Source organism: Rickettsia helvetica (assembly GCF_963970025.1).
Lineage (GTDB): Bacteria > Pseudomonadota > Alphaproteobacteria > Rickettsiales > Rickettsiaceae > Rickettsia > Rickettsia helvetica.
On sequence record NZ_OZ018776.1, the window covers coordinates 1,121,376 to 1,143,469 of the forward strand.

Genomic DNA, 22,094 nt, shown 5'->3' on the forward strand with positions numbered 1-22,094 from the left:
ATTTTTAGTGTAATGACTTAAAAAGAAATTATGAGGTAATTTTATGCAACTTAATTCAATCTCACTACCGTTAACCAAAAGGCAAACAATAGAAATAGTTTTAGGAGTGGCATTACTTAACTATTTGTTCACAAATTAGTAATACCTATGAAGCCTATATTTATTTCATTACAAACCGTTGCAGTGATGTTCATCGGACTGACATATAATAAGACTACCGCACCTTTAACTATACTATCTTACATAACTCTTGGAGTAATGGGGATCCCTGTGTGTTTGGAGAGTTTCCGAGCAGGTTACGAATATTATTCGGTCCTACCGCAGGATATCTAGCAGGTTTTCTACTTGCCGTATATGTTCTAGTTTAAAAGATAAAATTTTTATTTCTAATAAATGGTTAAATCAGATATCTTTATATTTGATCGGTAATATAATTATTATGAGTTTTGGCTGGATGTGGCTTTCTAAATTCTTAGGACCAAGCGGTGCATTTTACGGTGGTGTATTACCTTTTATAATACCGGGAATAATTAAATCAGTATTATTAATTGGACTTATCAATGCAGTAAAACCAAAATTTAAAGAAAAATGCTAATGCCGCATTTTCCGGTACCAACCTGGAACAATAACATTAAATATGATCTTGAAAATATAGCAAGACTTTTAAAAGCCTTAGGTGATCCTCATTTAAGGCTTCCTCCTATTATACATATAGCAGGTACAAACGGTAAAGGTTCAAGTGCCGCTATGCTCAAAAGCATCTTTACGCTTGCCGGTTATAAGGTACATTACTATACATCTCCTCATTTATTAGAATTTAATGAACGAATTGTAGTAGCAGGCGAGAAAATCTCGGATAATGAATTATGGCAAGTTTGTGAGCAGGTGAGGGTAGCAAGTGAAAAATTTAATATTGAACCTAGTTTTTTTGAAGGTACTACGGCAGCAGCATTTCTAGCATTTGCGGATACTAAAGCCGATATATTAATTTTAGAGACAGGACTTGGTGGACGTTTAGATGCAACAAATATAGTAGAACGACCGTTAATTACTTTAATTACACCTATTTCATATGATCATATGCATATGCTGGGTAATACATTACCCTTAATAGCAATTGAGAAAGCCGGTATTATGAAGTCTTGCGTCCCTTGTGTTATAAGTATGCAAGTATCTGAAGTTTATGAAGTGTTACTTAAAAAAGCTGAAGAGCTGGAAGTACCGAGTTTCTGTTATGAATATGATTTCGGTATTAAAAAGATGGATAATGGATTTATTTATTTATCAAATAATTTTAGTTATGAGTTTCCGACTCCTTCACTGCTTGGTGATCATCAATTAATAAATGCTGCAAGCGTTATTGCTTTAATAAGTTTGATAAATAAACAATTTAATATCAGCAACGAAATTATCTCTAAAGGACTGCAAAATACTGTTTGGTCTGCAAGAATCGACAAAATAGAACCGAAAAAATATTCTAAATTAATAGGTGATAATGTTCAAATTTGGGTAGACGCAGCTCATAATAATAGCGGAGCTCAAGTTTTGGCAAATTGGATTCGTGATAATTTAAAATCACCGATATATTTAATACTCGGTATGACTAAAAATAGGAATATCGAGGAATTTTGCTCTTACTTTAAGGGTTTGACAATTAAGGGTTATGGTGTTAAAGTTTTATCCGAACCGCTAAGTCATAATGCAGAAACAGTAAATTCAGAAGGTGGAAAGAGCGGCATTGATTTTAGCGAAAGCGGCTCACTCGAAGAAGCGATTAGTAATATAAAGAAGATAAACGGCGATAATAAAGCAAATATTATAATAACCGGATCGCTTTATTTAGCTTCCGATTTTTATAAATTGTTATCCAATTGTCACCCCATGGCTTGACCACTGGGTCTTATGATGCAGCCCGTATACGAGATACCGCGATCAAGTCGCGGTATGACAATAATTTAACCAACATAGGAGAAAATAAATATGACCTATTGCGACAAATCTAATCAAACCTCACATCCTTTTATCTTATCTGATTTACCTTATGAGAAAGAGAGTTTTAAACCACATTTTACTCCCGAGACTTTTGATTATCATCATGGTAAACATCATAATGCTTATGTACAAAATCTAAATAATTTACTCAAAGATAAAGAAGAATTACAAAAAAAAGATTTAGAAGAAATAATAGAATGGTCATCTCAAAACTCAAATGCAGCTATTTTTAATAACGCAGCCCAAATATGGAATCATACCTTTTTTTGGCATTCAATAAAGCCGCAGGGCGGAGGTAAGCCAAGCGGTAAAATATTAGAACAAATTAATAAAGATTTCAGTAGTTTTGAAGGATTTTGTGAGCAGTTTAAGCAAGAGGCAGTAGGGCAGTTCGGTAGCGGCTGGGTGTGGCTTGTATATCACGATAATAGGTTACAAATTATAAAAACCGCTAATGCCGGCACACCTATAGCAAACGGTATGAAGCCGCTTCTCGCATGTGATGTTTGGGAACATGCTTATTATATTGATTATCGTAACAAACGACCTGATTATGTTGACATATTTATTAAGCATATGATTAACTGGAAGTTTGTAGAAGATAACTTAATTAAGTAAAATTATGAATTTAGAGGATATTAAAAAGGCTCAAGAAACTCCTATTGAATATATAGCTTTTAGTGGAGGGGGAGCTAAGGGAGCAATGTATTCCGGGGCTTATGAGGCAGCTAAAAAAGCCGGTATTTTGGATAATGTCAAGGCGGTAGCCGGTTCTTCCGCCGGTGCTATAATTGCAGCAGTGGTAGCTCTTGGGACACCGCCTGAGCGATTTGAAGAAATTTCTAAAAATACAAATTTACAAACATTGCTTGGAAAAAAAGGATTTTCTGCGGGTATAGTACAGTTAAATAAAGACGGTAAACCTTTATATGATCTATTAGAACTTGTTATTAAAGAAAATATAGGGAATTTTTTACAGAGATCAGATATAGTAAATATTAAAGGTGATAAAGCTCTTGATGAATTAAGAGAAAGATACAATCAAAAAGACGGTAAAATATATTTTAAAGATATAGCGTTACTGCAAAAATACGATCCCGTGCAATATAAGGATTTAGTAATTACGGCAACTCAGCAAGAGACAAGCAAACTAACTATTTTCAATAGCTTTGATACGCCAAATGTTGAAATTGCTTTAGCTTGCCGTGCTTCTGCTTCTATACCGCTTGTTTTTGAGCCGGTAGAAATCGACGGTAAAAAATATGTCGACGGCGGATATAGAGATAATATACCGACAAAATATTTTAAAGGCAATGAACCGGAATTTGATATAAAAGAAGTAACTAATAATATGGAGGAGATTACCTTAGCTAAAAAGCAAGGTAGAACTCTAGCTATGGCTTTTGGTACGGGTATGGAAGCTGATGCAAATATTGCTATATATAGTGCAAAAAAATTTGAAAGCCCAAGTGATATCGTAAAGTTTTTAGCTGATGTACTATTTAAGACACTTGCAAAAGTAGGAGGAAAATTTAAATATACTGAAACTCTAAGAGAAACTAATGAGCAGTTACGTGAAAATGCTTTAAACACTGTGGTTTTAGATACTGCCGGAATAGATACTTTAGATTTCAAAGATGCACAAAAATATTCTGATTATTTGCATATTAAAGGATATTGTCAAACTAGAGAACATTTGAATAATCATGACCTTAGCAAAGAAGCAGATAAAACATTTGACCATCAAAAATTTCTACTAAATGTTTATGAAGTTTATGATAATAAAAATCTACATAAAACATTTGGAACTAAATTATTAGAAATGTTTATTCCATCAAAAGAAAATAATACTTCTAAATGGCAAGAAGGAGTTATTGAAAATCATGATGATAAAACAAAAATGTTATTATCATTTTGTAAAACCGGAGCATTAAACGAAAAAGAATTAAATGAAAAGCTTAAAGAATATGTAATTATTGCTGCAACTAGTCGTAATAATACACTAAAAGCCGATACAAACTCATTGAAAGCTTTGCTGCATACCTTAAACGATCCTGCTGCTTCAAATAAAGTAAAAGATAGTTTCATTGAGGTACTTGGAATAGACAAAAATAAAGATGTAAGATTTGATAAAACTAAAACCTTTGATGAAAATATTGCTAAGTTTAAATTTACTAAACAAGATTTAGAAAGCTTTATAACTAAAAGTAAAAGCGAAACACCAAAAATTCAAAGCAAACATAACGTAGCTGCAAATCATGTAAGTAGGGGGTGAGTTAGGTGGTGTTATATGGGGTCAAAATCGTCATTGCGAACGAATGGAAGTGAGTGCGGCAATTTCAAGAATTTTATACTGCTTTATGAGATTGCCGCGTCAAGGCTTCGCCTTTCCTCGCAATGACGGCTACTAAAAAAAATGAACATCGGTAAATTTAAACTAATTGTTTTTGATAAAATAGATAGTACAAGCTCTGAGGCTATGAGAATTGCTAAGAGTAATAAAATTGATTCAAATTATGCAGTACTTGCTAAATCTCAAACCAAGGGACGAGGAAGAAGCAGTAAAAACTGGCAATCTAGATCAGGTAACTTACATGTAAGTTTAGTAGTAAAGCCTGATAAAGAGCTAGAATTATTACCGCAATTATCTTTTGTTGCAGCACTTGCCGTTTATGAGAGTATAGAATTGTTGACTATGTCATCCCGTGGCTTGACTATGGGATCTAGTAAATCAACAACTAATGATGCTGTAAGTTGTTTTCTGGATCCTGTGGTCAAGCCACGGGATGACAGTGTGAAACTCAAATGGCCCAATGATGTTTTGGTGAACGGTCGAAAAATTGCCGGTATACTGCTTGAATCCGTTAAAGTAGAAAATAATTATTACCTTATTCTCGGTATAGGGATTAATATTACCTATCACCCTGATAATATAGATCAGCCTACTACTAGCTTAATAAGCGAAAATCTACCGACTATAGAACCGCAAGCTTTACTTAAGATATTAATAGAAAATTTTGAAAAATATTATCAAATTTGGCATGCTCAAGGTTTTTCTTTTATTAGAAAAAAATGGTTAGCACATGCTTATAAGTTACATGAGAATATTAGCGTTAAACATCAAAATGAACTCATAACCGGTTTTTTTAAAAAAATCGATAATACTGGAAGAATAATATTGCAACTACCTTCCAAAAAAATAATCTCTTTTTCCACTGTCGAACTTTTCTTTTAGCAAAAATATTACTAAATTTAAATTATAGATTTAATTTTTGTTAACTTCTACTTAAGCTCCAATTTAACAAGGTAATAGATATATGCCCCAAGAGAATAACAGCCCAAGTTATGTGTCTCAAGCATTTTGTAAAAATGCTTCTAAACAATTAAAAGAATTTAAAAATCTTTCTTATGACAATATTTGTACTTTAACACAAGATTTCTTAAAAATTGAAAAAGCTTTTAAATGTGCCTTATTTATGTGAAGGATTAGGATTAGTAGAACTATATGACGAAGTAATAAAAAAAATACCTGATTATGAACTTCAAAATATAAATATAATACAATTTAGAGATATTATGGTCTTAGTCGGAAGAGAACTTAAGAATGAAAAATGTATAAAAACTTCCTTATTGTCAATAGATATTGATGAAAAATTTCTCAAACCAAGTGTTATTGCTCATATAAAAGCTATTGAAATATGTCAAAAGCAAAATAGTAAAAATCCTTTCGCAATTAATAAGAATAAAATTATTGACAATTTTAATTTCACTCTTGATAGCCTCTGTATATCTATAACAATAGACTATTCAGAGCTTATATCCTCAATAAACTATAGACGAAGATGAGATTAAAATAATAACCTCAGAATATAGTTTGTGTAATATCTTATAGGGATATGGATTATGAAACAAACTACTATTATGACTCAAAAATTTATACAACTAACTCCTGAATATTGATATGAAAAAGGTAAAAAATCTCATCAAGAGGCTTTACTGGAAGAAGAGATTTCTAAGCAACAAGAAAAATATATAGATACCATGTTATATTTTCAAGGTGCTATGTTTTTAGGAAGCAATGATGCTTGTGCATATTTATCAGAATTTTATAAAAATGGAAATCACCTTGGAATTAATAATGAACAACTAAGTAATTTAATAAAAATTGTAATTAATATAGGAAAATTTTTATATCATAGCAAGTTAACAAATTCTATATGTTTAAAAGATTTTGGAATATCTGATTACTCTGAACTTAAGGAGCTAGCTATAATAGAAAATGGATATATGAATGCAGTATAGGGAGAATGGCATAAAATTCCCGTTCCTGAATATTTGATCCTGACTAACTTAAAAACAATTATAAAAGAGTTTAATGACACCTTACCATTTGAATACCAATTAGTTACTGACAAAAGCGTTTTTGAATGTAAAGAAGAAATAAACGAATTTACTGTATTGGGTAGCAATAAAGATAAGCATAAATCTATAATTCAAAAAACCCCAAGAAATGGAAGAAATAATAAAGCCTACTAAAGCCCAATCTCAACCTATAACTCTAGAACCCAATAGAAGAATATAGAGAGTATGTTAAGAATGATGATTACTGGCTAACCGGAGCAGAAAACTGCACCATATCTTAAAAAAATAAAGGGATAAAAATAATGATGATAAATGAAACTAGAAAAACAGAAAATATATTACTTACTTCTTTAGAAATATTATAAGAAGCATTAAAATACTATTCTGAGAATATTACAATGCCTCTACCAACTCAGGAAAAAGTCCATCAGAAATAACAGAAAATAACCGAGATATTATAATTGGAATATACCAAAAATTAAAAGAAGCTCTTTTTTGCAGTCAAGAAAATGCAGCGTGGCATTTAGCTCAGTTTTATTATAATGGCTGGTTAGTTAAAGAAAATTATACTGAAGGAGATTTTTTTCTCGAAATAGGACAAAAACTTCATTCTATTAAAGGTATTTTATCGCCTCATCATGATAAAATTGAGAAAATTAAAATGGGTAATAAAATTACTGCTGAGGGATTGCTTGATTTTATAAACTCGCTTAAGGAAGAATATTTAGCAAATGCAACTTTGCTAATGAACCGTATTACCTTATCGGAAGTACAAAAACTTAAAGATAATCAAGGGCGTTTTATTTGGTAATAATCTCTTTCGGATTCTTTTAAGCAAACTATATTCGGAGTACCGGTAGTTTATAGCTCCGATATGCCTACTATGGATAAGAAAGGAAATGCTATAGCAATAGGTGATTTTAAAACAGGCTATAAAATAGTAGATAGAAGCGGTATTAATATAATGCGTGATCCTTATACCGAAAAGCCTTTTGTTAAATTTTATGCCGTAAAAAGAGCAGGGGGCGATGTGATGAACCAAGAAGCTATTAAGATTGAGGTGTTTGGTTAGAGACTGTGTCATCCTGCGACTTGATCGCGGGATCCAGTCTTTTTTAATTTTTCTAGATGCCGTGGTCAAGCCACGGCATAACACCGAGGGCTTAATTATGTTCAAAAAAAACAATTTTCAAATCATAAAAATATTTCCACAAGAAGTGCGGAGTTTAGAGCAGATAAAAAATTATATGCGGGTGGAGGCAATTTATGATGATGATTTAATAGTCGGATTAATTGATGCTGCAATCACAGTAGCAGAGAATTTTACTAAGCTAAATTTTATATCAAAACAAATTAAATTTATTTGTAATATCTCAGGAAAAGGGAAGTTTTCATTAAAATATAACCCATTACTAAAAATAAAGAAAAAATTTAAAGACCAAGAAAATGATTTAGCGGCAGATGATTATGTGATTGAGCAGAATATTTTAACTCTACATAAAGCATTAAGTAATGAAGAGCTGACGGTAAAATATATAAGCGGTTATGATAAAAACAATATTCCGCATGCTATAAAACACGGAATAATGCTACATATAGCCGAGATGTATGATCGTCAAGCTATGAATTGTATCGGTCTTTCAAAAGAGGTAAAAAATTTATACCTACCTTATAGAAATATACAAATTTAGGAAATATGGCATTTATTATTATTCAATGTCATACCGTGGCTTGACCACGGTATCCATAAAACAATTAAAAATACTAACATTGTTAGTATTTTTAACTGGATCCCGCGATCAAATCGTAGGATGATAACTGAAAAACCGAGCCATGCAATAACGCCTACAAGCTCGCAGGATGACACCTTACTTAATTTAAAAGGTAATAAAATGACAAAAATAATCGTGAAAAATTTTCAGCATCAAATTAAATTTTTAGAAAATATAGCAGGGGAGGGAATGGAGGAGGATAGATGGGTAGAGAAATTGACGAGCTATGCCGAAATCAAACCATTATGTGATAGTAAATTTCTTGCTTTAGAAAATATAAGTTTCGGACATATAATAACGGAAGGATATTTTTTATTTAGAATAAGATTTATTAAAAATATCACTACTAAAATGCGTATTTTATTTAAAGAGCGAGAATTTGAAATTAAACGAATTATTAATGTCGAAGAAAAAAGCAAATTTTTAAATATAATAGCGTTGGAAATATATGTATCATGATTTTATTCTTTTTGAATAACAACGCAGGTATTCTATGAATTTTCACGATATATGCATGCCGGAATTTATTGAAAGTTTTGCGGTTGGGAAGCCAGAATTTTCTACTTTTCACGCTATAACTAAATCAGGTAGAGAAGCAAGACATTTAGATCGCAACTATGGCTGTCAGAAATATTTAATCAAAAATGCAAGGTTAAGCAGTACGGAATTTGAGCAATTTAATAGCTTTTTTAAAGCAAGACGTGGCAGTAATTTTGCTTTTAGGTTTTTAGGGATTATGCAGATTATAAAGGACTAAAGGGGACGGTAATTTAAATAAATTTCAGCTAAGGAAATAGCGATCCTATTGCTCCTTACGAACGAGTTATCACTAAACCGGTTAATAATAGTGTAATTCTATATATTAATAATGTAAGAGCTATGGGCATTGTAGATTACAACGATGGTATAGTGACCTTACCAATTCCCTTAGGTCAAGATGCAATTTTAACTGCTGATTTTACTTTTGATGTAGCTGTTAGATTTAGTATAGATAGTTTTGAATATTCTTATTGTAACGACGGTTCTATAGAATTATCTGACATAGAGTTAGTAGAGGTAGTTATATGAAGTATTGCCCTTGAAGAAGTAATTACAAAGCTCACAAATTTTGTTTATTGTTTTCAAATTAAGCTAGCTAGCGGTGAGGAATTAAACTTAACAAATAGCGATCATGCTATAAAAAGTGAAAAGAAAAGTTTTTTTACCGAATTCCGGTTTAGATTTAAAAGAAGCGGAATTTAACGATTCCGCACAAAACCATATAATCATTGAAGGTATTTTTGAGGAAAACGGCATTACGACGGCAATGGATTTAAATAATGCTATTGTTAAAATAATAATATATACTGACAAGGTTTTTGAGCATTTCGTTACATATTATTGCACTTTATATATAAAATACGATTTAAACTTTAAAATGCATTTAAAACCCGAAACGGTAAAATATAATCAGACTGTAATTAATCGATATAGCAAAACATGTAGAGCAGTTTTCGGAGATAGTAAATGTAAAATAGATAAAGCTTTTTTATATAGCGGCATATATAAGGTTAAAGAAATGCTCAAGGAAAGTTTAAAAATACTAGATTTAGATAAAGAAAACAGCTATTATAACGGCGGTCAAATTATATTCGGCGAAAGTCATTTTAACAGTAAAGTTCTAAGCAATTTCATGATTTGATTATATTAGAGGATATTATACCAGATTATGCTAAAGATGCCGAGGAAGTAAAAATTACTGCCAGATGTGATAAAAATTTTATAACCTGTTGTAATAAATTTAATAATGCTATAAATTTTAGGGGCGAACCGCTAATACCAAAAAAAGATTTTATAAATTTAGTATAATCAATGAAACAAAGTTTTATAAAACTAGTATATGCAGAGTTAAAGAATATAATAAATATGAAAAGCTCCAAACAACAGCAAAAAAAAGAAACGCAATTAATTGATTATTTTAAAATAGTTGAAAGTAATATATTATATACATTTCAAAAAATGAAAAAGGAATATGAAAGAGACTAAACGTTTTTTTAACAAAAATAATAGATTAAATAAAGGTTATGCTACGACTTTTAGTATAAACGAGCCTGATAATAATTTTTACCGTAAAAAATTTGAACATATATTACCGCCAATTGATTTAATCAGTGAGTATGAGAGTATTTATCCCGGTACTTTACAGGAATTAATACATATGGCACAAAAAGAACAAGCTCATAAGCATGCTGTAGACCTAAAAAACTTGAAAATACAGGAAAGAGTCGCTAAATTAACACGAATCTGTTTATTAATATTTGGAATTTGCTTTGTAGTGTCAATTTTTTTTTAAAACTTTCTCAATCAAATTAAAGATAAAATATTTTATTTACTTGTAATTTTAAATAAAATAAGTTAAATGCAATATATATTTATTTATAAACATAATACGGAGAAATTTTATTTCTAAAAATAATTTTCCTAAGGCTAATAGAGAAATCAGAGCTAGAGAAGTTCGTCTAGTAGGCGAAAACGGTGGAATGCACGGCGTCGTAAATATTAGAGAAGCATTAGATATGGCGGAAAGAGCCGGTCTTGACTTAGTCGAGATATCACCAAATGCTGTACCCCCTGTCTGTAAAATTCTAGATTTTGGTAAGTTTAAGTACGAAAGCAAAAAGCGTTTGCATGAAGTACGCAAAAAGCAAAAAATCGTCGTACTTAAAGAGATGAAATTTAAACCTAATATTAGTATAGGTGATTTTGAAATTAAGCTAAGAAAAATAAAAGAATTTTTAAAAGACGGAGATAAAGTAAAAATTTCTTTATGGTTTAAGGGGCGAGAGATTCTTCATAAAGAGGTAGGTCAAGAACTATTTAAACGTATAGAAGTAGGACTCGAAGGACTCGTTAAAATTGATCAGTATGCTAAAATGGAAGGTAAGCAGATGATAATGATAGTTAGCCCTGATATTAAGGTGCAATAACGTCATTGCGAGCGTAGGCCTTGTTGCATGGCTCAAAAAACCTACTCGATGTCATTCCCGCGAAAGCGGGAATCCAGAAAAAAGCGAAATTATTTGAGCTTTTAATCTGAAAAATTAAATACATTTGTGTCTTTTAGTTACTGGATTCCTGCGAAAGCAGGAATGACATTGATCCAAGCAACAATGCCCTGTTTTCACGGGGATGACATTTTTCAAGTAAACCTACCACAACTAAAACAATAATAAAAACTAAAAACAGATTATGCCGATTAAAATTTTAATGCCTGCTTTATCTCCAACTATGACGGAAGGAAATCTAGCTAGATGGTTAAAAAAAGAAGGGGACAAAGTTAATCCCGGGGAAGTAATTGCCGAAATTGAAACCGATAAAGCAACGATGGAAGTAGAAGCAGTAGACGAAGGTATACTTGCCAAAATAGTTATCCCACAAAATAGTCAAAATGTACCTGTTAACTCTTTAATTGCCGTGTTAAGTGAAGAGGGAGAAGAAAAAGCAGATATTGATGCGTTGATTGCAAAAAATAATAGTGTATCACCGTCACCGAAAACAGATGCTAGTCTTCCGAAACCCCACGAAAATATAACTAATATAGAAGAACAGGTAGCAGTTATAAAACATGATGCTAGTAAAATATTCGCTTCACCACTTGCAAAAAGACTTGCAAAAATGGGAAATATTAGGCTTGAGAACGTGAAAGGTAGCGGTCCACACGGTAGAATAGTCAAACAAGATATCTTATCATATACTCCTAGCACTGTTCATAATAAAATAGTTAGTAGAAATCCTGAAGAATATCGTTTAGTACCAAATAATAACATCCGCAAGATTATAGCCAAGCGTCTGCTTAAATCTAAACAAACAGTTCCACATTTTTATTTATCTATAGAATGTAATATCGATAAATTGTTAGATATAAGAGAAGACATTAATAAATCTTTTCCTGAAGATAAATCAACAAGAATATCAGTTAATGATTTTATTATTTTAGCAGTAGCCAAAGCTTTACAAGAAGTGCCAAGTGCTAATGCTAGCTGGGGAGAAGATGCGATTAGATATTATAATAATGTTGATATTTCAGTAGCGGTAGCAATTGAAAATGGGCTTGTTACGCCGATAGTTAAAAATGCCAACCAAAAAAACATTATAGAGCTATCTCGTGAAATGAAAGAATTAATAAAGAAAGCAAAAGATAATAAATTAACCCCTGAAGAATTTCAGGGCGGAGGGTTTACCATTTCTAACCTTGGTATGTACGGTATTAAGAATTTCAATGCTATAATTAATCCACCGCAAAGTTGTATAATGGGCATCGGTAGCAGCTCAAAACGTGCTATAGTCAAGAATGATCAAATAACTATAGCAACAATTATGGACGTAACTCTTTCTGCCGATCATCGAGTAGTAGACGGAGCAGTCGGTGCTGAGTTTTTAGCAGCATTTAAGAAGTTTATAGAGAGTCCCGCTTTGATGTTGTTATGAACAATGTCATTGCGAGGAGGCATTATTGCGTAGACCGGTAAAATCCACTATGTCACCCCGTGGCCTTGACCACGGGGTCCATAAAAACAATTTAAAATACTAATAATATTAGTATTTTAAGCTGGATCCCGCGATCAAGTCGCGGGATGAACAATAGAAAATCGATCCATGCAACAATGCCTCCTCGCAATGACGATAGTACTGTTATTCTCACCCATAAATAAATCACAAATAACATGAGTTTTTCAGATAATTTAGCAAAAATTTTAGATAAATATGAAAATTTAGGCAAAAAACTATCTTCCGGCATTATGGGAGACGAGTTTGTTAAGGCATCTAAAGAATATGCCGAACTTGAAGATGTTATAGAAAAAATTAAAGAATATAATAAAGCTAAATCTGAGCTTGAAGAAGCAAATAATTTTAAGCTAGAAGTGGGACTTGATAATGCCACTTTAGAAATGATTGAAGACGAAATACACACTCTTGAAAATTCGTTATCAAAACTTGAAAGAGCCGTAAAAATTGCTTTATTACCGAAAGATGATGCGGATAGTAAAAGTGCTATTATTGAAGTTAGAGCAGGAAGCGGCGGAGAAGAAGCCGCACTTTTTGCTGCCGTACTTTTCAATATGTACCAGCGATATGCCGAGTTAAAAGGATGGCGTTTTGAGATATTAGCAATTTCCGATACGGGAATAGGCGGTTATAAAGAAGCATCGGCATCGATAAAAGGCAAAGATGTATTCTCTAAGCTTAAATTTGAGTCAGGCGTTCATAGAGTACAGAGAGTACCGGAAACGGAATCACAAGGACGTATTCATACTTCGGCAGCAACAGTTGCAGTACTTCCTGAGGCTGAAGAGGTTGATATTAAAATTGAAGATAAAGACTTAAGAATCGATACTTATAGAGCTTCAGGGGCTGGTGGGCAGCATGTTAATACTACCGATTCTGCCGTACGTATAACCCATATCCCTACCGGTATTACCGTAGCCTTGCAAGATGAGAAGTCACAGCATAAAAATAAAGCAAAGGCGTTAAAAATTCTACGTGCTAGAATTTATGAAGAAGAACGACGTAAAAAAGAACAAGAAAGAGCCGATAGCAGAAGAGGGCAGGTAGGTTCGGGAGATCGTTCGGAGCGGATACGTACTTATAATTTCCCACAGGGAAGAGTATCCGACCATAGAATAAACTTAACACTTTATAAGATAGATGAAGTAGTTAAAAACGGACAATTAGATGAGTTTATTGAAACTTTAATTGCAGATGATGAGGCTAAGAAACTTTCAGAAATATAAAGCTAAAGTATGAATACAAAAAAAATCAAGCAAGTATAACAATATATACATATAATGAGCAAGGTAAAGCTACTATAACCCTCGGAAAAGTAGAAATAATACAAGCATTTTGTTCTAATAATAGTTTAAATAGCGATGAATTAATGCTGCTAGATGAAACAGCAAAAAAAAGTAACAAACACCTCGATAATCATTTACATAAAAGTAAAAGTGAAAATTCAGAAGCAATTGAATTAGCTAAGTATAGCCGATACGGAATCATTAAAAGAATATAATGACAATGATACTAGTAGTCAAACAAAAATTCTAGCTTTAGAAGAGGAAAGTGATTGCGGTACGTTTGATTGTATGGGTAAAGTGTAATTATTTAAAAACACACTATAAAAACATCTCAACAATTTATAAATAATAATGAAACCACAAGCATCTATAAACGGTAAAACATGGCAACAGAAGCCGATTAACGAAGATATAGTTATGGAATTATGTCGGAGTTTTAAAATTAGTGATTTACTTGCTAGAATAGTATCATTAAGAGTAAATAATTTAGAAGAGGTAGAAGATTTTTTAATACCGAAAATCAAAAATTTATTACCTGATCCTTTTCATCTACTTGATATGGAAAAGGCTGTAGATAGAACCGTTAAAGCTATTTTAAATAACCAAAAAATATGTATCTTTGCCGATTATGATGTGGACGGTGCTACTTCAGCCGCTTTACTTAAAAATATCTTTAGAGATTTAAATATAATATGTGATATTTATGTTCCTGATCGTATAGCTGAAGGATACGGTCCAACTCCTTTTGCTATGCAAAAAATTAAAGATAACTCTACTCAATTATTAATTACGGTTGATTGCGGTGCTATGGCACATGAAGCCCTAAAATATGCAAAGGACGCCCAGCTTGATGTTATAGTCATCGATCACCATATAACTATGGAAATATTACCGGATGCAGTAGCTATAGTAAATCCAAATCGTATTGATGAAAAAAGCGAATATAAACATTTGGCAGCCGTAGGAGTTGCTTTCTTATTTGCAACTGCCATATTATCGAATTTAAAGAAGCAAAATTATTTCACGCAAACACTGCTTCAGCCTAACCTAATGAAGTATCTAGATTTAGTGGCTCTTGGTACTGTTTGCGATATGATGAAATTAACAGGCTTAAATCGTGCATTTGTCGCAAGCGGATTGAAAGTAATGCAACAAAGGCAAAATATAGGGATTAAAACATTATATGATATAGCAGGGCTTAATGAAATACCAAAATGTTATCATTTAGGTTTTATTTTAGGTCCGCGTATCAATGCGGGCGGTAGAGTAGGAAAGTCAAGTTTAGGGGCTAATCTCCTATCTACTAGTTGTTCTAATGAAGCAAACAAATTAGCTGAAGAACTTGAAAAACATAATAATGAGCGTAAAGTAATTGAGTTATTAATGATAGAAGAAGCGATGGAAATTGCTTTGACACAACAAGATAGTAGTTTATTATTTATCGTAAAAGAAGGATGGCATCCAGGCGTTATAGGAATCGTTGCCGGCAGATTAAAAGAAAAATTTGATAAGCCAGTAGCGGTTGTGGCTTTAAATGACGGGATTGGTAAAGCTTCATGCCGTTCTATTTTAGGTATTGATTTCGGTGCTGAAATTATCAATGCTAAAAGCAAAGATTTACTAATAGCAGGCGGAGGTCATGCTATGGCAGCAGGTTTTACCGTAACTGCTGAAAAATTACAAGAATTACAAGAATTTTTAAATAACGCCTTTAGAATTAGTATAAATAAGCTAGAAAATTATAAGCAAGTAGAATATGATCTTGACTTGAGCCTCAATAGTATTAATTTATCCTTAATGGAAGAATTAAGTACTCTAGAACCTTTTGGACAAGGTAACCATGAGCCTATATTTAAGTTTGATGATTTATTTGTATTAAAAGCAGATATCGTTGGAAGTAAGCATATTAAATGTATGCTTGCTCCAAATAAGCGAGGTTTTGATAGTAAAGCTTTGTCTGCTATTGCTTTTAATTCGGTAGGAACTTCACTTGAAGAAGTGTTATTAAGCCCTAAAGCAAAGAATATTGCCGTAATAGGAACATTAAAAACCAATAATTGGCAAGATAATTATACTATTCAATTAATTATAAAAGATATACTTCTAAAAGAGTAGATAGACAAAGTTTAATTTGGAAAAGAATAAGAAGTTCACAAGACGAGGAGCGGAGCGTATACTTAATACGTGAGCACTGCAGTACTTGTAGAACGACGTAGCCAATTTTTCAAATTAAACGAATATATATAATAATAACTTAAAAATAATATTTATGAGCGATTTAAAGAAAACAAAAAATACTACAATTTCTAAAGATTTAGCAGAAGTACAAGAGCATTATCAAGATTATCCTTATCCGTTTAGAGACCCTAATCAAGAAAAAGAACGTTTACTTGCAATTTGCGGTGAGTTCTTAGGAGAATTAAACCATTTTCTATATAAAGGAAAATTTTAATAACGGGTTTAGATGTTTAATAGCCGGCGGGCGGCACCGGTGATTCGACTATTTATCTTGCCGAGCAGTTAAAATTGTACCGGCGTGCTTCATCATTTAGCAAATCCTGATGAAAGTTTAAAAAATCTAAAAGATTTGTTAAAGCCGACCGGCAGTATAGGTTTAATGGTATATGCTAATACGGGCGTACCGGTGTTTATTAAGTTCAGGATTTAATGAAAATGATAAATTCCTGAGTTATATGAATTCATAGAAAAAGCAGACTTAAATTTTGTTGATTATCTTGATCCTTTAGAGAAAATTTTATTAAGACCGGAAGGTTATATAAAAGATTTTTCACTTCTGCAAAAAGTTAAAAAGATGGATAAAGACCGGTAATTATTAAACATTCATTTTACATATCAAACCAAAAAGATAGTGTAGCCTCTCTTGATGACCTTGATAATATACCGTACTTCCATAATATTGCCAATTTTGCTAAACAAATTTATGAACATTTGGAGTCTAATCCTTCAGCAGTAAATATTACCGGTAAGTATTTCGGAAATTGCTTCTCTAGTTACTTTATCCATCTTTTTAACTTTTTGCAGAAGTGAAAAATAATGCTATTAAATGTTAATATCTCAATGTCGATATTTAGAAGCACTAAATATATTTAATCGGCATTAGTGGCGTGGATCGATTTTTCAGTTATCATACCGCGACTTGATCGCGGTATCCAGCTTAAAATACTAAGCAACAACACCAGCAAATGCTCGCAATGACGATTTGGGTTGACAATGTGCTATTACGTTGTTAGTATGCTTTTACATACATAGACAGCTCTTATAAGCTAACAAGATAAATAATTCTTCAAACCGCAAGAATAAATAAAATTTTCTAAAAATCTAATTTAATTCCTAATTTAAATAAGTATATTACTTACCTTTAAACTTAATTGCTAACTCAACTTTTCAATTATAATCTATTAATAATAAAATAATGAACACAACTAATAAAGAATCCACAGAAGAACTTAACAATACCGAATCCAATAACAATCATAATAATTTTGCAGAGAACGGTAATATTATTAATTTAAAACAATTAAAACGTAAATTACCGGAGGAACTACAAGCTCAAGCAGAAGAATTAAAAATTGAAAATATTAATTCATTACTTAAACAAGAATTAGTTTTTGCAATTTTGAAAAAATCCGTAGAGCAGGGAGGTTTAATAGTGGGAGAGGGAGTACTTGAAGTATTACCTGACGGATTTGGTTTTTTACGTTCGCCGGAAGTAAACTATTTAGCAGGTCCTGATGATATTTACATTTCTCCAAGTCAGATTCGTCGTTTTGGTCTGCGTACCGGTGATACGGTAGAAGGTCAGATCAGAGCTCCAAAAGCCGGAGAACGTTATTTTGCTTTACTGAAAGTCAATAGAGTAAATTTTGAAGACTCTTCTAAAGCTTATCATCGTGTTCATTTTGATAATTTAACTCCCTTATATCCTGATGAAAAATTAGGATTAGAACTTGAAAATAATAGTAAAGATAGTAAGGATTTTAGTACACGGGTTATTGAACTTGTTGCCCCTATGGGTAAAGGGCAACGTGCATTAATAGTAGCACCGCCTCGTACGGGTAAAACCGTATTATTACAAAACATAGCACATGCAATTACAACCAATAATCCGGAAGTATTTTTAATAGTACTGTTAATAGATGAAAGACCCGAAGAAGTAACCGATATGCAACGCTCGGTACGCGGTGAGGTTGTTAGCTCTACTTTCGATGAACCGGCAAGTAGGCACGTGCAGCTTGCAGAAATGGTTATTGAAAAAGCAAAGCGTTTAGTAGAACATAAAAAAGACGTGGTAATTTTAGTAGATGCGATAACACGTTTAGCTCGTGCTTATAATACCGTAGTGCCGTCATCAGGGAAAGTATTAACGGGCGGTGTTGATGCTAATGCACTACAAAGACCGAAAAGATTTTTCGGAGCAGCAAGAAATATCGAAAACGGCGGCTCGCTTACTATAATCGGTACAGCTTTAATTGAAACCGGTTCTCGTATGGATGAAGTAATTTTTGAAGAGTTTAAAGGTACAGGTAATTCCGAGATAGTTCTAGATCGTAAGATTGCCGATAAGCGTATTTATCCGGCAATTGATATAACTAGATCAGGAACTAGAAAAGAAGATTTACTAGTAGATAAAATAATATTAAATAAAATGTGGGTTCTTCGTCGTATCATCGATCCGATGGGTAGCAGTGAAGCAATAGAATTTTTACTCAAAAAACTTGAAAATACTAAAACTAACGGTGAGTTTTTTGAGATGATGAAGAGTCCTGAACGTCCTAAGAACGGTCTATAGTCAATTCAGACCTATCTATAGTCAATTCAGACCTATCGATAATACTAACAGAAATATTGTTCTATAATCTATATTATGGAAAAAAGAAAAGAAGATGGTGCATTCGATTGGATTTGAACCAACGGCCTTTGCCTTCGGAGGGCAACGCTCTATCCAACTGAGCTACGAATGCAAATTACGAAATTAATAAGAACGGTCTAAAATAAATCTAATAATCAAAAACAAATAATCTTTATAAATATTCTGAACCGGAATTTTATTTAATAACTTATTTGTTTCATTTTCTAAGTTACTCAAATAATTAATTGTTTCATTGTAAATTTCATGCTTTACCATTAAGTCATGTATTTGCATAAACTCTTCATTAGTACGCTTATCACATTTAATGATATTTTCAAGCCAAAGCTGTTTATCTTGCTCTAGCTTATTATATAAAAAAATCAGCGGTAACGTAACTTTTCCTTCCAAGAAATCGTCACCGATATTTTTACCTACCTGTTTGTCATTACCTAGATAATCAAGTAAATCATCTATAACCTGAAATATCGTACCGAGTAATCTTCCAAAGTCCTGCATATCTTTAGAAACATGGTCTACCTGCTCTGCTATAATAGCTCCAACTTCACAAGAAGCTCCAAATAGTTCGGCGGTTTTAGATTTAACTATTTGCTGATATTCGTCTATAGTTATAATACGTCGCTCATTTAGCTTAACTAGCTGTACTACCTCTCCTTCGGAAATAATCGCCGAAGCTTTAGCTAGAACATTCATAGTTTTAATAGAGCCGGAAGCTACCATTAACTTAAAAGACTGACTAAAGAGGAAATCACCGACTAAAATACTTGTTTTACTTCCCCAAATAACGTTAGCCGTAGGTTTGAATCTTCTTAAAGTGCTGTCGTCTACCACATCATCATGAAGCAATGTGGCGGTGTGAATGAATTCAACGGCACTTGCGAGCTTTATATGATTATCGCCTTTATAATCAAACATTTTAGCGGTTATTATAGTTAAAAGCGGACGAATTCTTTTACCTCCTGCTTCTAGTAAATATTTACCTACTGTTTCTATTAATTCTTCATCACTTTTTAAACAACTAATGATTAAATCGTTTAACTTAGTTACTTCATCTTTTAAATCTTGCTGTATTTTTACTATAATATTCATTGTATTTTTTAAATTTTTTCCGTCATTGCAGTAAAAAATTCTGATTTACAGAATTTTTTTTGTTATTTTTTCTGGATTGCCACGCTCCTTTCAGTCGCTTGCAATGACGATTAACGAGGTTCATCGAGTTACACATTGTTCTAATATTTTTTGATCAACATTAGGAATTAACTCCATAATTTTTTCTTTTACGTTTTCTCCCGGTTTCACTTTTTTTACTGCTGCTTGATATAAAGACAAATAATATAAAGGTATAAGTTTATTTATATCATCTATATTACCTATTTTAGCTTTGTTTAAATCGGATAAATCAAATACATACTCAATACTAGCGTCAATTAAATTAGATGAATTCGGGTGATCGGAAATGGTTTTTAAAAATGATTTTAGAGCATCTCCGTATACTTCTTTGCTCTCTTTGGATAAGTTTTTTAAATCCCCTACCCCATACATATATGGACTTAAAACATCTATTATTCTAGAGTAATCATTAATTATTACTGTACCTTTACTATAAGAATCTTTAAGAGCATTTACTATAGTTTCATTTGTTATATTAAATCCCGATGCGTTTGAATATAGACTTAAAGCATTTATCTGTGCTCTAGTTAATTTATTTAATTCAGTAACTAAATTAATATTTAAATTAAAATTATATTGCCTATCTTCAAAAATGCTAAAATTATATTGTTTATTATTATTCAAAATGTAGCTTAGTTCATTATTAAAATCTTTATATAGCTTATTATCGGAAAGTTTAAACAGATAGGTTTGCTTATCGTAATATTTCTTTATAAATTCTAATGAACCTATTATAAAACCCGGTTTTAGCTTAAATTGCGAATCTACCAAAAGATCAATATTATTATTGCTGAAATCGTTTAACTTACCTTTATATAATAAATTAATATTATTTTCAAAGTTATTACTATTTATTTTTGCATTAGTAACTTCAATTGTTAAATCTTTAGCAATATCTTTAAAATGCAAACTACTAGTACTAATCAAGAAATTACCGGAAAATTTGAAATTATTATTCCAAGCGGGTCTATATAATAATAAGCCGGCAGGTATTATTCTATCTTCAAGGTTACTTTGTACTATTTCGGTTTCATAATAAATTTCTAATTTTTGCGGTATATTATCAAGGAAATCCTGTTTACTTGTATAATACTTACTTTTATCAAATAACATAGTAAGTACAGTATGATCTTCTTCATATAATTTTTGATTATCGACTAAGTCAAAAATTTCTGTTTTACCGGAAGTAAATTTAATATTTTCTATTAAATTTATAACTTCAAATAAATCTTTTTTTGATCGTACTATTTCAAATAATTTAAAATTTAACGGTATTCTTGCTGATAATATGCAGTTCTCATTATAAAATCTTACTCCAAATCCTCTTTGAACCGGCTTAAATTTTCCGAATGCTTCTCCAGAAAAATTTATAAATAACTTCTGCTTAAGTAAATCATAACCAATATTTATCGGTGTGGTAAATTCAATCGCTCTATTAATACTCTCTTCTTGCCAATTAATTACCGAAATACCTAATTTAAAAGGAAAACCATAGGGCTGAACTTTGGAAAATTTAATAAGATATTGCTGATTAGGATTATTATCAGCCTCTTCTATATTAAGGTTGGTACCGGCATATTTTTGGTTTATAGAGTGTGATAAAGAGAACATAATAGTAAACCACAGCCCACTATATGCGAGTATAATAAAGATAGTTATAAATAATATTATTTTAAGAATTTTTTTCATCTTTAAATCAAATTAAAGAAATATTTAATCTCATTCCTAGAGCAATAGTGGCACGATCAAGAGTATCAAGGGTGACATTAGGGTTGTTAGGATTTAGAAGTCTATTTACGGCTGACCTACTTGTTTCCATTTTTTCGGCCATTTCTGATTTTGTTATGTATTTTTGTTCCATAATCTGCTTTATTTGTTCAGCAAGAATACGCTTATGAGCTATTGCCATTACCTCTTCTAATATTCCTATTTCATTAAGAAAATCATCAAAATTAGAACCAATATACTTTTTTCTTTTAGTTGACAGGTTATTTGTCATCAGAGTTTATTGTATGGATTGAAACAAGCACTCGTTGTCATACCATGGCTTGACCACGGTATCCAGAAATATAACTAAAA

21 protein-coding genes, 1 tRNA gene and 5 pseudogenes are annotated in these 22,094 nt (G+C 31.8%); 23 read left to right on the top strand and 4 right to left on the bottom strand.

The genetic code is table 11. The annotated features are described in order from the left end of the window. The first annotated feature begins 43 nt into the window (after positions 1-43). From AB1146_RS06740 to rho, 23 genes and pseudogenes are all read left to right on the top strand, one after another. Positions 44-595: pseudogene (locus tag AB1146_RS06740) on the top strand (biotin transporter BioY). After that, on the top strand, positions 589-1,890 hold the full coding sequence (locus tag AB1146_RS06745; RefSeq protein WP_029374797.1) for a folylpolyglutamate synthase/dihydrofolate synthase family protein: 1,302 nt from the start codon (positions 589-591) through the stop codon (positions 1,888-1,890). Before AB1146_RS06740 ends, AB1146_RS06745 begins: the two are co-directional and overlap by 7 nt. Before the next feature lie 90 nt (positions 1,891-1,980). Continuing rightward, positions 1,981-2,610, top strand: a complete 630-nt coding sequence (locus AB1146_RS06750) for a superoxide dismutase (RefSeq protein WP_010422977.1) — start codon at positions 1,981-1,983, stop codon at positions 2,608-2,610. Positions 2,611-2,614: 4 nt separating this feature from the next. Continuing rightward, positions 2,615-4,267 (top strand): patatin-like phospholipase family protein, encoded by a 1,653-nt coding sequence (locus AB1146_RS06755; protein ID WP_010422976.1) that lies wholly within the window; start codon positions 2,615-2,617, stop codon positions 4,265-4,267. A gap of 141 nt (positions 4,268-4,408) precedes the next feature. Further along, complete coding sequence (locus AB1146_RS06760; protein WP_010422974.1) at positions 4,409-5,227, top strand: biotin--[acetyl-CoA-carboxylase] ligase; 819 nt, start codon at positions 4,409-4,411, stop codon at positions 5,225-5,227. Positions 5,228-5,309: 82 nt separating this feature from the next. After that, positions 5,310-5,474 (top strand): hypothetical protein, encoded by a 165-nt coding sequence (locus AB1146_RS06765; protein WP_010422972.1) that lies wholly within the window; start codon positions 5,310-5,312, stop codon positions 5,472-5,474. Next, the gene (locus AB1146_RS06770; protein ID WP_010422969.1) at positions 5,458-5,838 is read left to right on the top strand and encodes a hypothetical protein; all 381 of its coding nucleotides are present in this window, start codon (positions 5,458-5,460) and stop codon (positions 5,836-5,838) included. The genes AB1146_RS06765 and AB1146_RS06770 overlap by 17 nt, the downstream gene beginning before the upstream one ends. Before the next feature lie 195 nt (positions 5,839-6,033). Then, positions 6,034-6,294 carry a hypothetical protein gene (locus AB1146_RS06775; protein WP_010422966.1) on the top strand — a complete coding sequence of 87 codons (261 nt, stop codon included), beginning with the start codon at positions 6,034-6,036 and terminating at the stop codon, positions 6,292-6,294. A 721-nt stretch (positions 6,295-7,015) separates the two neighbouring features. Then, positions 7,016-7,426, top strand: a pseudogene (locus AB1146_RS06780) (phage major capsid protein). 97 nt (positions 7,427-7,523) lie between these two features. Next, positions 7,524-8,045, top strand: coding sequence for a head-tail connector protein (locus tag AB1146_RS06785; protein ID WP_010422963.1), 522 nt, complete (start codon positions 7,524-7,526; stop codon positions 8,043-8,045). Positions 8,046-8,246: 201 nt separating this feature from the next. Further along, positions 8,247-8,585, top strand: a complete 339-nt coding sequence (locus tag AB1146_RS06795; protein ID WP_029374795.1) for a phage head closure protein — start codon at positions 8,247-8,249, stop codon at positions 8,583-8,585. A gap of 34 nt (positions 8,586-8,619) precedes the next feature. Further along, positions 8,620-9,194, top strand: a pseudogene (locus tag AB1146_RS06800) (TIGR02217 family protein). A 3-nt stretch (positions 9,195-9,197) separates the two neighbouring features. Continuing rightward, positions 9,198-9,420: pseudogene (locus tag AB1146_RS06805) on the top strand (hypothetical protein); the annotation flags it as partial. 123 nt (positions 9,421-9,543) lie between these two features. Further along, positions 9,544-9,807 carry a DUF2163 domain-containing protein gene (locus tag AB1146_RS06810; RefSeq protein ID WP_232203611.1) on the top strand — a complete coding sequence of 88 codons (264 nt, stop codon included), beginning with the start codon at positions 9,544-9,546 and terminating at the stop codon, positions 9,805-9,807. After that, on the top strand, positions 9,804-9,974 hold the full coding sequence (locus tag AB1146_RS06815; RefSeq protein WP_010422956.1) for a phage BR0599 family protein: 171 nt from the start codon (positions 9,804-9,806) through the stop codon (positions 9,972-9,974). The genes AB1146_RS06810 and AB1146_RS06815 overlap by 4 nt, the downstream gene beginning before the upstream one ends. 3 nt (positions 9,975-9,977) lie before the next feature. Continuing rightward, positions 9,978-10,151 (top strand): hypothetical protein, encoded by a 174-nt coding sequence (locus AB1146_RS06820; protein ID WP_010422953.1) that lies wholly within the window; start codon positions 9,978-9,980, stop codon positions 10,149-10,151. Continuing rightward, positions 10,138-10,458 (top strand): DUF2335 domain-containing protein, encoded by a 321-nt coding sequence (locus tag AB1146_RS06825; RefSeq protein ID WP_010422951.1) that lies wholly within the window; start codon positions 10,138-10,140, stop codon positions 10,456-10,458. The genes AB1146_RS06820 and AB1146_RS06825 overlap by 14 nt, the downstream gene beginning before the upstream one ends. Positions 10,459-10,531: 73 nt before the next feature. Next, positions 10,532-11,092 (top strand): translation initiation factor IF-3, encoded by a 561-nt coding sequence (gene infC / locus AB1146_RS06830; RefSeq protein WP_083831797.1) that lies wholly within the window; start codon positions 10,532-10,534, stop codon positions 11,090-11,092. A 262-nt stretch (positions 11,093-11,354) separates the two neighbouring features. After that, positions 11,355-12,593, top strand: a complete 1,239-nt coding sequence (locus tag AB1146_RS06835) for a pyruvate dehydrogenase complex dihydrolipoamide acetyltransferase (RefSeq protein WP_010422945.1) — start codon at positions 11,355-11,357, stop codon at positions 12,591-12,593. 236 nt (positions 12,594-12,829) lie between these two features. Then, complete coding sequence (gene prfA, locus AB1146_RS06840; protein ID WP_010422942.1) at positions 12,830-13,897, top strand: peptide chain release factor 1; 1,068 nt, start codon at positions 12,830-12,832, stop codon at positions 13,895-13,897. 411 nt (positions 13,898-14,308) lie between these two features. After that, a complete protein-coding gene (gene recJ, locus AB1146_RS06845; protein WP_010422940.1) occupies positions 14,309-16,072 on the top strand; it encodes a single-stranded-DNA-specific exonuclease RecJ in 1,764 nt (587 codons plus the stop codon). Positions 16,073-16,226: 154 nt separating this feature from the next. Further along, positions 16,227-17,065 (top strand): annotated as a pseudogene (locus AB1146_RS06850) (class I SAM-dependent methyltransferase); the annotation flags it as partial. Between the two features lie 325 nt (positions 17,066-17,390). Next, positions 17,391-18,767, top strand: coding sequence for a transcription termination factor Rho (gene rho / locus AB1146_RS06855; RefSeq protein ID WP_010422934.1), 1,377 nt, complete (start codon positions 17,391-17,393; stop codon positions 18,765-18,767). Positions 18,768-18,862: 95 nt separating this feature from the next. On the opposite strand, the gene AB1146_RS06860 is transcribed toward rho, so the two are convergent. The 4 genes from AB1146_RS06860 to AB1146_RS06875 all read right to left on the bottom strand — a co-directional run bounded on the left by AB1146_RS06860 (position 18,863) and on the right by AB1146_RS06875 (position 22,014). Beyond that, a tRNA-Arg gene (locus tag AB1146_RS06860) sits at positions 18,863-18,939 on the bottom strand. Positions 18,940-18,950: 11 nt separating this feature from the next. Then, positions 18,951-19,934 (bottom strand): polyprenyl synthetase family protein, encoded by a 984-nt coding sequence (locus tag AB1146_RS06865; protein WP_010422932.1) that lies wholly within the window; start codon positions 19,932-19,934, stop codon positions 18,951-18,953. A gap of 120 nt (positions 19,935-20,054) precedes the next feature. Beyond that, entirely contained in the window at positions 20,055-21,704 is a 1,650-nt protein-coding gene (locus tag AB1146_RS06870; RefSeq protein WP_010422929.1) for a hypothetical protein, read from the bottom strand. Between the two features lie 7 nt (positions 21,705-21,711). Further along, complete coding sequence (locus tag AB1146_RS06875) at positions 21,712-22,014, bottom strand: helix-turn-helix domain-containing protein (protein WP_010422927.1); 303 nt, start codon at positions 22,012-22,014, stop codon at positions 21,712-21,714. Between the last annotated feature and the right edge of the window lie 80 nt (positions 22,015-22,094).

Coding starts and splice junctions, on each gene's coding strand:
- AB1146_RS06745 (WP_029374797.1), top strand. CDS start 589: ATGCTAATGCCGCATTTTCCGGTACCAACCTGGAACAATAACATTAAA.
- AB1146_RS06750 (WP_010422977.1), top strand. CDS start 1,981: ATGACCTATTGCGACAAATCTAATCAAACCTCACATCCTTTTATCTTA.
- AB1146_RS06755 (WP_010422976.1), top strand. CDS start 2,615: ATGAATTTAGAGGATATTAAAAAGGCTCAAGAAACTCCTATTGAATAT.
- AB1146_RS06760 (WP_010422974.1), top strand. CDS start 4,409: ATGAACATCGGTAAATTTAAACTAATTGTTTTTGATAAAATAGATAGT.
- AB1146_RS06765 (WP_010422972.1), top strand. CDS start 5,310: ATGCCCCAAGAGAATAACAGCCCAAGTTATGTGTCTCAAGCATTTTGT.
- AB1146_RS06775 (WP_010422966.1), top strand. CDS start 6,034: ATGTTATATTTTCAAGGTGCTATGTTTTTAGGAAGCAATGATGCTTGT.
- AB1146_RS06785 (WP_010422963.1), top strand. CDS start 7,524: ATGTTCAAAAAAAACAATTTTCAAATCATAAAAATATTTCCACAAGAA.
- AB1146_RS06795 (WP_029374795.1), top strand. CDS start 8,247: ATGACAAAAATAATCGTGAAAAATTTTCAGCATCAAATTAAATTTTTA.
- AB1146_RS06810 (WP_232203611.1), top strand. CDS start 9,544: ATGCATTTAAAACCCGAAACGGTAAAATATAATCAGACTGTAATTAAT.
- AB1146_RS06820 (WP_010422953.1), top strand. CDS start 9,978: ATGAAACAAAGTTTTATAAAACTAGTATATGCAGAGTTAAAGAATATA.
- AB1146_RS06825 (WP_010422951.1), top strand. CDS start 10,138: ATGAAAGAGACTAAACGTTTTTTTAACAAAAATAATAGATTAAATAAA.
- AB1146_RS06835 (WP_010422945.1), top strand. CDS start 11,355: ATGCCGATTAAAATTTTAATGCCTGCTTTATCTCCAACTATGACGGAA.
- prfA (WP_010422942.1), top strand. CDS start 12,830: ATGAGTTTTTCAGATAATTTAGCAAAAATTTTAGATAAATATGAAAAT.
- recJ (WP_010422940.1), top strand. CDS start 14,309: ATGAAACCACAAGCATCTATAAACGGTAAAACATGGCAACAGAAGCCG.
- rho (WP_010422934.1), top strand. CDS start 17,391: ATGAACACAACTAATAAAGAATCCACAGAAGAACTTAACAATACCGAA.
- AB1146_RS06865 (WP_010422932.1), bottom strand. CDS start 19,934: ATGAATATTATAGTAAAAATACAGCAAGATTTAAAAGATGAAGTAACT.
- AB1146_RS06870 (WP_010422929.1), bottom strand. CDS start 21,704: ATGAAAAAAATTCTTAAAATAATATTATTTATAACTATCTTTATTATA.
- AB1146_RS06875 (WP_010422927.1), bottom strand. CDS start 22,014: ATGACAAATAACCTGTCAACTAAAAGAAAAAAGTATATTGGTTCTAAT.